Origin of the sequence: Desulfogranum marinum (assembly GCF_963675105.2) — a bacterium.
Lineage (GTDB): Bacteria > Desulfobacterota > Desulfobulbia > Desulfobulbales > Desulfobulbaceae > Desulfogranum > Desulfogranum marinum.
The window spans coordinates 1,480,456-1,493,385 of record NZ_CAXXRO010000004.1 but is presented as its reverse complement, the minus strand read 5'-3'; the positions used below and the strand labels follow the sequence as shown (position 1 = coordinate 1,493,385).

Annotated in this window: 13 protein-coding genes; 11 read left to right on the top strand and 2 right to left on the bottom strand. The window is 42.7% G+C overall.

The genetic code is table 11. The features are described 5' to 3' along the window. Window position 1: 1 nt before the first annotated feature. The 11 genes from ACHZCY_RS15340 to ACHZCY_RS15290 all read left to right on the top strand — a co-directional run bounded on the left by ACHZCY_RS15340 (window position 2) and on the right by ACHZCY_RS15290 (window position 10,891). Entirely contained in the window at window positions 2-2,197 is a 2,196-nt protein-coding gene (locus tag ACHZCY_RS15340) for a hypothetical protein (protein ID WP_319549501.1), read from the top strand. Window positions 2,198-2,316: 119 nt separating this feature from the next. After that, window positions 2,317-3,414, top strand: a complete 1,098-nt coding sequence (locus ACHZCY_RS15335) for a competence protein CoiA family protein (RefSeq protein ID WP_319549500.1) — start codon at window positions 2,317-2,319, stop codon at window positions 3,412-3,414. A gap of 394 nt (window positions 3,415-3,808) precedes the next feature. Further along, a complete protein-coding gene (locus ACHZCY_RS15330; protein WP_319549499.1) occupies window positions 3,809-4,429 on the top strand; it encodes a hypothetical protein in 621 nt (206 codons plus the stop codon). A 211-nt stretch (window positions 4,430-4,640) separates the two neighbouring features. Next, window positions 4,641-4,952 (top strand): hypothetical protein, encoded by a 312-nt coding sequence (locus ACHZCY_RS15325; RefSeq protein ID WP_319549498.1) that lies wholly within the window; start codon window positions 4,641-4,643, stop codon window positions 4,950-4,952. A gap of 12 nt (window positions 4,953-4,964) precedes the next feature. Continuing rightward, window positions 4,965-5,315 carry a hypothetical protein gene (locus tag ACHZCY_RS15320; protein WP_319549497.1) on the top strand — a complete coding sequence of 117 codons (351 nt, stop codon included), beginning with the start codon at window positions 4,965-4,967 and terminating at the stop codon, window positions 5,313-5,315. Window positions 5,316-5,907: 592 nt separating this feature from the next. Then, on the top strand, window positions 5,908-6,648 hold the full coding sequence (locus ACHZCY_RS15315) for a hypothetical protein (protein WP_319549496.1): 741 nt from the start codon (window positions 5,908-5,910) through the stop codon (window positions 6,646-6,648). Continuing rightward, window positions 6,645-8,009 (top strand): type IV secretory system conjugative DNA transfer family protein, encoded by a 1,365-nt coding sequence (locus ACHZCY_RS15310; protein ID WP_319549495.1) that lies wholly within the window; start codon window positions 6,645-6,647, stop codon window positions 8,007-8,009. The genes ACHZCY_RS15315 and ACHZCY_RS15310 overlap by 4 nt, the downstream gene beginning before the upstream one ends. An 11-nt stretch (window positions 8,010-8,020) precedes the next feature. Continuing rightward, complete coding sequence (locus ACHZCY_RS15305) at window positions 8,021-9,448, top strand: HD domain-containing protein (protein ID WP_319549494.1); 1,428 nt, start codon at window positions 8,021-8,023, stop codon at window positions 9,446-9,448. After that, window positions 9,445-10,164, top strand: a complete 720-nt coding sequence (locus tag ACHZCY_RS15300; protein ID WP_319549493.1) for a hypothetical protein — start codon at window positions 9,445-9,447, stop codon at window positions 10,162-10,164. Before ACHZCY_RS15305 ends, ACHZCY_RS15300 begins: the two co-directional genes overlap by 4 nt. A gap of 15 nt (window positions 10,165-10,179) precedes the next feature. Further along, window positions 10,180-10,533, top strand: a complete 354-nt coding sequence (locus ACHZCY_RS15295) for a recombinase (RefSeq protein ID WP_319549492.1) — start codon at window positions 10,180-10,182, stop codon at window positions 10,531-10,533. 85 nt (window positions 10,534-10,618) lie between these two features. Next, window positions 10,619-10,891, top strand: a complete 273-nt coding sequence (locus ACHZCY_RS15290) for an HU family DNA-binding protein (protein WP_319549491.1) — start codon at window positions 10,619-10,621, stop codon at window positions 10,889-10,891. A gap of 470 nt (window positions 10,892-11,361) precedes the next feature. Here ACHZCY_RS15290 and ACHZCY_RS15285 read toward each other — a convergent pair whose 3' ends face one another. Together ACHZCY_RS15285 and ACHZCY_RS15280 are read right to left on the bottom strand one after the other, a co-directional pair. Further along, entirely contained in the window at window positions 11,362-11,553 is a 192-nt protein-coding gene (locus ACHZCY_RS15285) for a hypothetical protein (protein ID WP_319549490.1), read from the bottom strand. 147 nt (window positions 11,554-11,700) lie between these two features. Then, a complete protein-coding gene (locus ACHZCY_RS15280) occupies window positions 11,701-12,888 on the bottom strand; it encodes a hypothetical protein (RefSeq protein ID WP_319549489.1) in 1,188 nt (395 codons plus the stop codon). Window positions 12,889-12,930 lie beyond the last annotated feature (42 nt).

Below are 12,930 nucleotides of genomic sequence, written 5' to 3'. Positions count from 1 at the left end.
CATGATTTCCAACAATAACGTTGATCAATGCAGGCTTGCCTATGACAAGCATTTCGAAGGTGTCCTGATATCAACAGGTTCTCAGGAACTGGCAGTCGAATCTTGTGCTCACTACTATCTCGACAGTAAGCCAGTAAAAAAAGGAATCACCGCTCAGATCCGATCAATCGCTTTCTGGAAATGTAATTTCTGGCAAACATTACCATCTACCTATTTCTCATCTGACCTCATAGCATACGCGCTTGGCCGTTCCCTTTATTTCGATTTCGATGATCATGGAGCGTTAAAGAAGTTAATGCACCATGCTCCCGAGACCCTTAAGCGTGGGATACGCTACTCCCAAATTTTTCTCCGGCCAGATTCACAATCATGGGCACAGATACAAAAAGTATCAGCTGGCGCAAGTGATGATTTTCAGGATTTCTTACGAGCATGCCACTACCTCCATGAAGAGCTGCTATCACACGATCAAATCATTGCTGAGCTTCAAAGACAATTAGATACGCTAACCGTTTTTGAGTTCTTGTTATATGGAAGCCTTTTTTCTTTTCAAAATCTTGTGCCTGACCCTTTGAGATTGGCAGAACTCTATGAGCAGTGGCTCGAACATAATCAAAAAGCTACAGATGCGTTGAATGAGCTTCTTGTCTGGAAATTACGAACTCGTGACGAAAACGATCTACGGTTAAATGAACGTTTTTTGACGAGATCCCTCAAGCAACACCTGATGCCATTGCTTCTTCCGGGGGAAAGCAATCCTACGTTATGCTTCAAGAACTTAGAACTGTTCACTGAGCTTATTGCAGCTGTAGTAAGGCGGACTGATTTCTTGCATCAAACGGTCTTCGAATTTTGTTTCGACGATGACTATCGCTATAAATTCGAAGGAGATCATTTGACGATATACCCTGTAGAAATCCCAGAAGAATCAGAGTGGGATTTCAATGGTCGAAAATTATCAGCACTCCACGAATATTGGTTTAACAGAGCATTCATTCAATATTCACAATCAGACTTGCCTAACCAGGAATTTGGAACACCGGAAAATGATACAAATAACCGTCTAGCGTATATCAAAGCATGCCAGGTGTACCTGCAGCTTGATGAAATATTCGGCCTGGATCCAAAAATTGCATTACCTGATGGAACAGACGTTGACCTGTTTAAAGCCTTACACTCACTTGAGTTAATGACGGCATTTTTCAACGTATCTTACATAGCTAAATTTCAAGAACATTATCAAACGTCTGGAAACTGGCTCAAAGCCCTTTCTCAACTGATGCTGGAAGGGATTTCCATTGGTGAAAACCGTTTTCCTCTCACATGGACAGAACCCTCTGAAAAAGCGCAGCGTATAAAATCATGGACCGTTTCAGAATCGAATCCTGAGGGGAACATTAAACAAGCTGAGGCTATTCTAGAGTTCTGGAGTAACGATTTAAAAAGCCTTGCTCAAAGGATAAAAAAACAACCGTACAGTCCAGTACCTGAATTCCATGAACAACCCATTATCAACCTTGGAAACTATGGTCTCCAGTTGCCGTGGTTAATGGCCTCCCAGAACAATTCCACAGCTGCCGTTAACAATCTACGAAGAATTGGCAGTAGACGAAAAAGTCGACAGCAGGAGACCCATCTTATCGAGGCACGTTTAGGGGACGTGCTTAAAGACAAAGGATTTGCTGTTGTTCAATCTTATCAACCAGACATAGTAAACGGGAGCGATCCTGGTGAAGTTGACCTTATCTGCTACATGGATGGCCATATTCTCGTTTTGGAGATAAAATCGACATATATCAGAAAGACTAAGCAAGAGGCATGGATCCATCGAACAACAACCTTGCGCAAAGCATCACAACAGATCAAACGGAAGGAAAAGGCCATAGCTCATGCCATCGAAGGTGATGTTGATCTGCAGTCAAAGCTTCAACTTCCAGCTCAGAAAGGTGGTATTAAAATCCACCCCTGGATTGTGGATACCTCGATCGAGCACGATCAGGAACTGATAGGTGGATATCTGAAAGTTTCTTTAGAAGGCTTAATTGTGATTTTAAGGAATGAACGGCAACTACTGGCAGGCAACCTGCTAACAAAAGATGCACTGCCTGAGGATGACATGTTTCCAGATGGATTTTCAGCTCAGCGTTTCATTGAGATAGTTGAGGGGGGAGAGTTATGGTCAGTCCTTCAAGGGTAATTTGTAAGCTGCCTGGCAACGGCTTCTTTGGTGATGTGACTTCCGACTATGCCTGGATACCGCTAGGGGCAAGCATTGAGGAAAAATTGGCGGAGTAGAACAACCACAAACAAATACGAATGTTCAAAGTACTGGATTGCAAAACAGATGAAGAAATAATAATTCTTGATCCGTACTGGGATGAGGACACAATAGTTCCTCTCAGAAAAATGGGACAAGAAGATGAGTTAGTCTGTCCCGGTTGCAAGCAACCAGTTCATGTTAGAGCAGGCAAGAAAAAACGATGGCACTTCGCTCATAAGGATCTGAGTAATTGCCCATTACAGCATGAATCACCTAATGTCTTGCAAGCTAAAAGTTTGCTGTACGCCTGGCTGAAGAAAAAACTCGGAAACAAGGTGACGGTTGAGAAACATTTCCCACTAACAACTCTCCCACGTCCAATTGACTGTTTTGTTGAAATATCAAATGAAATCAGGATTGGTTATTGGATTGTCGAGAGGGGGATCCGAGATCGTTCGTCACTGCAACATATGTTTACTCAATTGGGCATTTCAATTGTATGGGTGCCGTTGATAGATATGTTGAAGATGGATGAAGAAGATCAGCAAGCTGTTCACCTGACTCCCACCGAAAGGGATTTTACATTTTCCTCTGATTATAACCAATTGTATTCCCGGTTTGATAGTGCATTAACCTACCTCGATGTCCATGAAAAAACGATTTTGACCCTACGTGGCCTGGATTGCATTCATTTACCACAGAAATACAGTTTTGATTTTAAGTTGAAAAATGATTTGGACCAAATGCTTTTCTTCCCTCAAACAGGTGAGTTTGTTCATCCTGGTGAACATGAACTCCTGGAGACGTTAAGGAAAGAAGCCCAAGAGCGGGAACGGCTAAGGAAAATTGAAGAAGAAAAACGACGCGAGGAAGAGCGCCTACTACAGAAAGAAATCGAGAAACACCGGCTGAAAAATCTTACGAAAGCAACTAATCATACGACACAAAAAAACTATATTTCAAAACCACCACCTATACCAAAACGACCTAAAGAAGAGACAAAAAAGACGGAATCTTATAACCATCTTAACAAGGCTTACCCGTGCAGGATTTGTGGGACAATGACTGCCAATTGGACATCTCTCAATCTTGGAAATAATACTTGTATTTGCAGTATAGAGTGCCTTACAAAATCACAGGCTGACGGGAAATAGAGATATTTACATGAATGTGTGTCTTATCGATTCGATGTTCCTGCAACTCAGTTGTAGTAGCTCAGACTTGATCAGACAGGTTAATAAAAACAGCTCTCAATTTTGCCTGACAGCCACTTTCAGACACACCTACCCCCTGAAGATGTTCAGGAAGAAGCTTACCTTCGAAAATTTTTATCTTTAGTAACCTTGCCACTGGATATGATATCAACTGTTTGATATCATCAATTTAACTGCTTCCGGCGAAATAACGAGAAAGCTCTGCAAATTTTCCACATTTTGTATTTTAATATGAGATAAAGTGGAAAAACTATCCAACCAGAAGGCAATATTATATTTTTTTTCAATTTATTACAATTTGTTATGTGTAGACAGATATAGAAAAGAGACGTTTATGCCTGATATTGATTTCGCAGCTAGAAAAGAGGCTTTAGAAAAATGGGTAATGCCGGAATCGCTCCATCTCCCGGTTGCAGCTAGAGACAAAGCATCTATAGCCAATTATGTCGGTGAAATAGTCCGGGATTTGTCCGGAGGGAATAAAAATAAAGCATTTTTAGTCCATGTAGAGACACCGAAAACGATCAATAAAAAATTGGCCGTATGGAAGTTATCTCAGTCTCATATATTACATAAAACAATGCAGGTTTGGGTGCATGTAAAATACAATGCCTACAGAAAAGCGTATATAAAAGCGTTTCCTGATGAGGATTTAACCGACTTGGTTCTAGATCATATATGGAATCGGAGAATGTCAGAGGTCATGGGTTACATGTTTGTACGATTAATTCCGATTTCGAGAGGCGCCAACTCTAGTAGTGGAACACTCGCCGAACAATGGGCTCTTGACTATCAAAGCACTCCAGAAATGCGCAAAATTAATAAAAAGAAGGAAAAATATCAATTCATACAGTATGCAGATCTTCATAGCCTTGTGAAAATGCTGAGTATTAAAACTGGCGGTGGTGTTATGGATGTCGTGAATGATGCTCAAACACTTTTACGTGAAATATGATGGTATATAACGAATAAGGTTAGATTGTGAGAGCATAGCGAACCACCATCTGAACCGTTTGTACAAACGGGTCAACACGAACTCACTGAAGCTCGCCGGTTACTTTACACGTTCCTGGCGACTTCGCCGCCAGGAATCACGGTGCTAACTGCGTTCAGCCCAGCGATTAGGTCTTAAGAGATTCAAGAAAAACCTTTAGCAAGGAGAAAACATGGCGAGCCCAGAAGACATTGAAAGAGAGTTTCTTGCTATTGCAGGCAGTCTCATCTCAAAAGTGGGGTTTCGGAATGAAATCTATGCGTGGATACTTCATGGTATCGATCGAATTCAATTAGATGGCTACCTGGATAATGAAGACAAGATTTCTCTTGCGAAGGCTAACTTCCAAAAAATGATTGATCGTGCGGAACAAAATGTGGGATCGTTGCTAATTCAAGCCAGATCACTGGACCCCGACGAGCTACAACAAATCGTTATTAAAGATGCTTTCACTGCTCTGTGTCCGATATGGCCATTCTGTTAAAAGGAATATGCGATGAATGACTTAAGAAAAACGGCATTCGAGTTTGCTCGCGACACCACAAAGCAGCTCATTACACTGGCAACTGGTATCATCGCACTTGAAATAACCTTCTCCAAGGACTTTGTAACAACACCAGATCAAACCGTCTACGTTTACGCGTTACTATCATGGTTGGCCTTCTTGGCGTCAGTTTTCTTTGGGGTATGGACACTGATGGCTCTAACAGGAACGTTGGAAGCAGAAAAAGAGTCGGTTCCTGTATCGATTAGAGGCAAAAACATTAAATTGCCATCGATTCTTCAAATTATTTCTTTTGTTGTGGGGCTTACTTTGACAGTAATCGTTGGGGTAAAGTCAATTTAGATCGCTATTTAATTTAGTTGATACCAGAAGGCCATTAACAAGGCGTTATCTCTGGGCTGTAGTAGACGTTGCGTTTAACCAAACAAGGCAAATGCAGCTGACTGCCAATCGCATAGGCTGATTAGCAGCGTTAACATTGCCACATCGAAGTTCTGAAATCCTACCAGTAACTCTATTTTACCTTCCTGTACATCGCCGAGGGACTGCCAGATTGAGTATAAACTTGATCATCAAACCTGTCAGTTCAGATCTCGACTTCTACAACTCAGGATACCCACCGATTAATATGTATCAGCAATTTTAGTCCCGAAAGTCTTTTTTTCTACCTGAGACCGATCAGATAGATAATTCTGTAGTTCCGCAACAATTCTTTGATTAGCGCTTCTCCCTTTCACCTCTAAATGCTGTCTGGTCACCTCATTACGAAAAACACATCCATAATACGAGTTATACAACTCTGTAATAGGCATTTTCATTCACCCGAGAACAAAGGCGGCAAATTAATTCACTTTACAAGTCATCCCTCCAGAAAAAAGCATATAGGACAGCAAAGGAATGAACTGAAACAATTCAACAAGACCAAAGAGCCGCCATGCTGGAAATCATCTCCCTTTTTACTGCCCAATACGGCTTAACTAAAAGTGAGGTCATGCGAGAGATTGAGAATGTCTTTTCAGTCATGCTCTCCCAATGGCATGGATGTGAGGTGATGGTATTTTTCAATGATGACCTGCAACTTGAAGCCGTGGCTTACCATAAAACCAGAGGCGTAGTAATGCAGGCCGAGATTGATTTCACGAGAATGAGGGGCCTCAACACGCTGAAAAAGCGACTTGAAAAAAGTATATCCAAAGTTGCTCTACTCAAACAAACCACGCACTATAAGTATTACGAAAAAGAACTGCGTTGGGGTGAGGTCACAGGCCGCGATGCGGAGCACAATCTATATGTTGAAACAGAAGTCATCCCCGGTGAGACGATCCTTGCGACATGCCCACTGAACCGTATTGGTGTGCACGAACGGACTTCTCCGTGTTTCTCTGTTGGCGCGAAGCGGGCCTTTCACCTCCGGCGAGTCGAGCCAATACTGCTTAAAGGCACCCCCAGACTAAACGTTGTGGTTGACCGAGTCTCCAAAACATTGGTTGAGGCCTTGCTTAAAGAGCAGCTTGGCCATCCTGCCGATACAATCTCCATACGCTGTATCAAGCGGTATGTAGGCCGGAAAAGTTTTGTTCTCGCTTCCAAGAGAATACCTAAATCGGCAATCCTCGCGGTAACAGGAGAGCTGGGGGAAAAGCTGGAGGTCAGGTTTGGCAACGGATCAAAATGATAGGTAAAAACACTAAGCAAGATCCGCTATGGACACATATAGGAACCGGTGTCCATCTTGATCGGCCCGAAACAATCAGAGAGTTGGGGTTCCCAGATAATTTCCGTAAAGGCCATTTCTGGTGTTTTGGTACCACAAGGGTCGGCAAGACCAGGATCATGGAACATATTATTGAACAGGATATCAGCAAGGGCTATTCCGTGGTGGCCATTGATCCTAAAGGAGATATCGATCTGTTTTCAAAAATTACCCAATTGGCTATAGCTACCGGCCGCCACCACGACCTGATGTTAATCACCCCCATCTTTCCACAATACAGCGCCATCCTCGATCCTCTTTCTTCCTATTACATGCCGGAAGAACTGGTTGCCCATATTACTGCTGGCGTGGCAGTAGGCCGGGAACCATATTTTTTCGGAGTTGCCTATGAAGTGAGTTTAGTAGTAGTCCAGGCGCTTATCATGCTCGCCGAGGTGAATGGCGCAGCTCCCTCGTTTAATCTTAACGATATTAAAAACCATATCAGCCACCAGGACCTGGAACGACTAAAGGAACAACTGGATTACATCAGCACCCCTGAAGCTGAACAGCTTTCAATGGATATGCAAAAGATCCTCTCCACTCCGGCGGATTATTATTCTAAAGTGGCCAGTTCGCTCCGTGTTGCCCTGACCGAGTTAACCTCCGGAAACGTTGGGCAGATTATCGGCAAGGCTGATGAAAACCGCTTCATTAAGCGGCTGGAACAAGGGAAAGGAATCATCCTGGTGGTGCAGTTAGGTTCACTGCTTACCAAAAGAGCGGCCTATACTGCCGGCAAGGTGATCATTTCCATGATTCAGGCCTTTGTCGGTCGGGTCTACTCCAGTGGTAAAAGTGTCACCCCTCCCCTCGTACTCCATATCGATGAAGCCCAGTCGGTACTCTACAATGGCATCGAGGACCTTTTTGCCAAAGCTGGTGGTGCTGGCGTGTATATCCATGGATATTGCCAGTCAATCAGCCAGCTTTACGCCGAGGTAGGAGAGGATCGAGCCAATACTATCCTCGACAACTGTAACACCAAGCTCTTTATGCGGGTACCGGATGCAAGCACCGCAAGCTATGTATCAAGACATCTTGGAGAAGAACGACGGTTTTCACCAATTATCTCTGTCGGTGGTGGCCTGTCGATCCGCGAGACAGAAGAAGTTCGCATCAAGCATACAGAAATCCTGAACATGGCTCCCCGTGAAATATTCCTGAACACCTATACCGGTACCTACAAAGGCAAGACAGCCACAGTGCTTGACAGTGAACTAAACGTCATATTCCCTGAACTGGCGGGGACAACCATGGCAGCCACCTCCACCAAACAGTAATGCTGGAGCGGATGAAGAGTCTCAGTATATGGTTTGCTGACATCGGATGGAACGATGGTGTCATCTGCTTGGCATTTGTGCTGATAATGATCATCATCGTTCTTCTAGTTTTTGGTAAAAAAAAAGAACAGGCTGTCCAGCAGGTGCATTTGCGTGATTTGTCCAATCTATGGACAAAGGAAGGGAGACGATCAATACATATATCAGAACTCTCTCCCTTATGGCGTGAGAAGGAGCCTCGTGTTCAGAACGATGAGGAGTTACAGCTGTGTGATCCAAGGGCAGCAGCTTTTATGCAAAAAATTCACACATGGGCCTGGTTTAAAAAATTCCCGCAGCAACAAACAGTTTGTGGACAGATTCTGACATTGCTGGACAAAGAAGGACACTGTCCTTCAGTAGTTGATGTTCAAGGTGATGTAGAGGGCGGCTGGGATGATAACACCTACCAAATTTTAGCGAAAACGACCTTGCTTGATCACTCCCTCAACGTGGCAGAAATAGTGGTACAACTCCTCTCGGAAAGTAAGGCCTGGCATGTGATCCCTGATACCATGATTGCCGCGTTGGCGCACGATCTGGGAAAACTTAAATCCGTACGCGGATACCTCTATTCCCTTGGAGAACATCCACTTGCTGCCGGTCGTCCCCTTGCCTCTATTCCTGGTTTTAAGGAACTACCGAAAAAAAAGGAGATTCTTCAGGCAATCAAACTCCATCATAAACTTCCCCAGGGATTGCTTGGCAAAACCTTAAAAAAGGCAGATCAGCTGGCCAGACAGCAGGAGTTAGAAGAGGCTGTCTTAAAAAAAGGGCCTGAAAAAATCGAGCAAGGAACCTCCGATATCCAAGAAACACAACAAGTGAGAGGACAAGCAGCAGCTCAGCAAGCCCAGATAGACATCTATAACGATCAAGATCCTCCTGAGAAAAAGAAAATACGTCCTGAATCGCTACAACAGGTGGACATTTCCGCCTGGTTTGATCCTGCAGGCTTCCTGGATGCATTAAAGCCGTATATCAACAAGATGTTTGGCCGTAGATTTCTGGCCTTTTCCATGTCCGATGGTCACGTCTACTTTCAAACCAAGGTGCTAGAAGAGGTCACACGCAAAATGGCGGAAAAGGCCGGGTGCATGGAAATCACCACCATGGCACAGCGGGATGAATCCATGCGCAGGGTGTTGCTCACTATTGTCTCCCATTTCCGTGCAGAGCATGACGTCATTGCCAGAGGACTTATCAAAGACAACTATTTTGGCGGTTATTTCACAGTGACGCGAAAAATAGGCAAAGACATAAAAGGCTATTACACACCGTTTCATGCTGAGGCTTTTGGCTCTATTGCAGAGATGGAACAAGCCAAGCCGCAGATGTTGCGTGATATAGTCAAAGTCAGCCCCTACCTTGAAAACACCTCCCAGAAGCAAAGCAAGTGAAGGGCAGAGAATGGGAAAATAAAGGGCAAAATGATACCAATGCCCAAATCATCACCACCGATAGTGGACGCATTTATAAACCTAAGAATCTACTGAACGCTATTTCAGAGGTTCAACAGTTTTACGTCATCGAAAGCAAGGGGCAGAACATTCCGGCTGAATTTCTTACCTTGGAGCGGACTATCGATTTCTTCAAGATTGGCCTGAAAAGCGGGTTTCACGAAGGATTTACCCTGGTTTTGCTTTTTCCGGTGTTTCATTTCTACCTTTTTCCTTTTGTCTTCAGACAACTCGACCTTTTCAGCCGCATTGCCTTCGGCTGTATCCCTTACATTGTATTGCTCGTCAATACTGCCATGTGTTGCTACATCAGCCGTTATTATGTCGGCAATATTACCAGAAAAGCCATCAACTCCCTGTTGGTGGGTCGGGCCATGTCTCTATTACTCAAGGCCTTTATTCTCTATGTTGTCTATTTGGTACTGTATCGACTCAGCACACCGGAAAATATCTGGAAAATAGCAATGCAATTCGAGGCCAAGGCAGAACGAATATATGATGGATTTTTTGAGATTAAGCCCCACTTGCTGCCGGTGGCAACGAAGAGCGCCATACTTATGGTCATGGCGGCAATCTTCCCCTACGGCTCAGTGTATTTCCTGGATCTTTGGCATCGTTACCGAATCAAAAAGAACAAAAAAACCATTTCCGCATAGCGAAAAGAGGCAACCATGACAGAAAAACAACCCTCAAAACCATCCTGGCAGGAAATACAGGAAAAGAAAATGAACATGGCCAAAGAACGGGGCGCCCGAGTGTTAAAGGTCAACTCACCCCTTGGATCCACCATGTTTGATATCCTGCGCCAATTTGATATGGCCTATACTCACTTCAAGGCCAGGCTTGGTGAAATGGATGGCATTTCCCATGAAGAAGGAGAGGAACTCATGGCCGAGGGACGAGAGATAGTGATGGCTTTTTCCGAATATACAGGGAGGTTGAGCAAAAGAATACGCTTTCGCTATTACACACCCCGGGAGATCGAAGCATTTATGAAAACTGAGCAGAAAGAAGAATCGGAATAACCTTGCCAGACAAGAAACGCTTTGCTATGTCAAACAGAGTATCCCTGCCATTCCCATATAATATATCAAAACAACAGGAAAAATTATGAACAAAGGCGATCTGATAGAACAAGTAGCAAAAGACTGTGACATGAGTAAAGCAGCTGCCGAACAGGTATTGGCAAGCATATTGACGACAATTACCAACGCAGTAGCAGCCGGTGATAAAGTAACGCTGATTGGCTTTGGCACCTTTTCCGCAGCCGAACGACCCGCTCGAGAAGGCCGAAACCCCAGAACAGGTGAAACCATGCAGATCGCCGCCAAAAAGGTTGTCAAATTCAAGGCTGGGAAAAAGTTTACGGATGCCGTGAAATAGTTACGTACTCCGGAGGTTACACGAGAAAATCCAGCCTAATGCAGCCGACCTCCAGTAAGTATATCAAGTTGAAGCCTGCTTGTTGATTAAAGCGATTACGCCTGGCAATCTCACCCTCAACAACTTTCCGTAATCGATATGAAAATAGTATTGTTAACAGTCTTCGCTGAAAATGTATCAACTTCCCAGCCATATGGGAAAATTTGAACAGTAATAACCAAAAATTACAACCTTCTATGACCTATAAGAATTGGCAAGAAACGCTTCTAATTGTAATAAACCTCAGATATCGCCAGAGATAACTGTACTAATCACCATTTCTCCTAAAAGAGCCTTGGTTGGCATAATGATGATTTGTACAATTGAATTGAAACACTAAATGATAAAGACTAGTTGGAGAGCAAGAGCTTTCTCATATCTGGAAAACTAATTACTTCAAATTTACAGCCGCAGGTGGGGCGGGGGGAGGGTCAAGCAGCTTTGATTTCCATCACGTTTTTCATAAATGCGGTGTGCGCAACAGGGTCTTCAAAAAAGTTCTGTTGGCTCTTAACTAAATCGCGATCAAATCTCTTCTTAACATTTGCAGAAGGTCGCTTTCTTTTTGCAACAATAGCACCAATTTTAAATGTATTTTTCTTATCGATTGATTCTCTACTCATTGACGGCTTTTCCTCAATTATCATTTTCCACACAAACTATCACAAAAACGACACCATAGACAAGTATTTATTAAACACAGCCCTTCATTTGTCAAGCTTTTGCCTCTTGAAAAATAGCTTTTCAAAATCACTATACTCCGTTTCGATTCAAGTCGCACTACTTGCCTCTTCTTTTTCACCTTGACTGGCGCTACTTTGCTCTTCTTTGGACAACATCACTAGTCTATTATAACTATTAAATAAGTGATAACAACTGTCTCCAAAAGCAGCCAAAGTATCAATAGCAAGTTGCGACTCTAAATTCCCTTTCATGTTATCTATACAAATAAATCCAATCACACTAGAACCTGAGTCATTTGTCATCCAACTTTTTAGCCTTTCGAATACTCCATCCCCTATGTCACACGGTACGTAACGTATCGGGGTCACCAAACTCGCATTGTAATGATTTTCCCACTCATTACGGCCACACCAATACTCTTTTAAGGCTGCTGATTTTTTCAAATCATTGCATGAATAAGCAGACTGAGGGTGATCTTTACTAAGTATATAATAAAAAGCCGCATTCTTGTAATAAGGGAAAGCAGGCCAAATATTATCGATTTTATTCCGTTGAGTATAAGTAATAGGGTCACGCAAGAAGGTTGAAATGATCGGAGTTGCCTTTAGAAGGAATTCTTTTGGACCCTTTAATTTCCCATCTTGCAAACACTCATCACCAATAATAAAATCTTTATCAATATCCTCCTCTTTTTCAAAAAACTCTATCAAGTCAGGATAAACATCCTTGTCAAAAACATCAGCATTTTCAATAAGTTTTAGAGTGACAGCGCAATCATCTTCTGTCAACGTATCAAACAACTCTTTGATATTGCTTAATGCAAAAATAAAAAACATTTTTAGTGATTTTCTTCTATCTGCCAAATAGCCATAGCTTTGAGCGGCAATATCAGAATGTATAGTTACAACTATTTTTCTATACTCATGATTAAAATTATGAAAAATTTGAGCCATTTTTTCTTTCTGATGCTCTTTAATTTTTAACTCTTGCTCCTTTTCAGACAACTCTTTTTTTAACCTCTTGATCTTTTTAAATGACAATCCATATTTTTGAAAAATTTCAAATTGAGCGCTTAAGCTTCTTGCCCCCAAAACACCTAAAAAAGCACATGAAACTGCTAAGACACAAATTACTGACATTGCTTGAGGATTAGCGTCAGTTCTAACTAGCCCTATTACAGCGACTATCAACGTAAAAACTAGCCCAAGACAACTAGCAACTCCGCCCCAGACATTAAGGATCGATTTTATATCACTTGTCGATTTGTTTTTCATTATAAGTGTTCGGCTAATGTATTTATATTAGTTATAACAAAG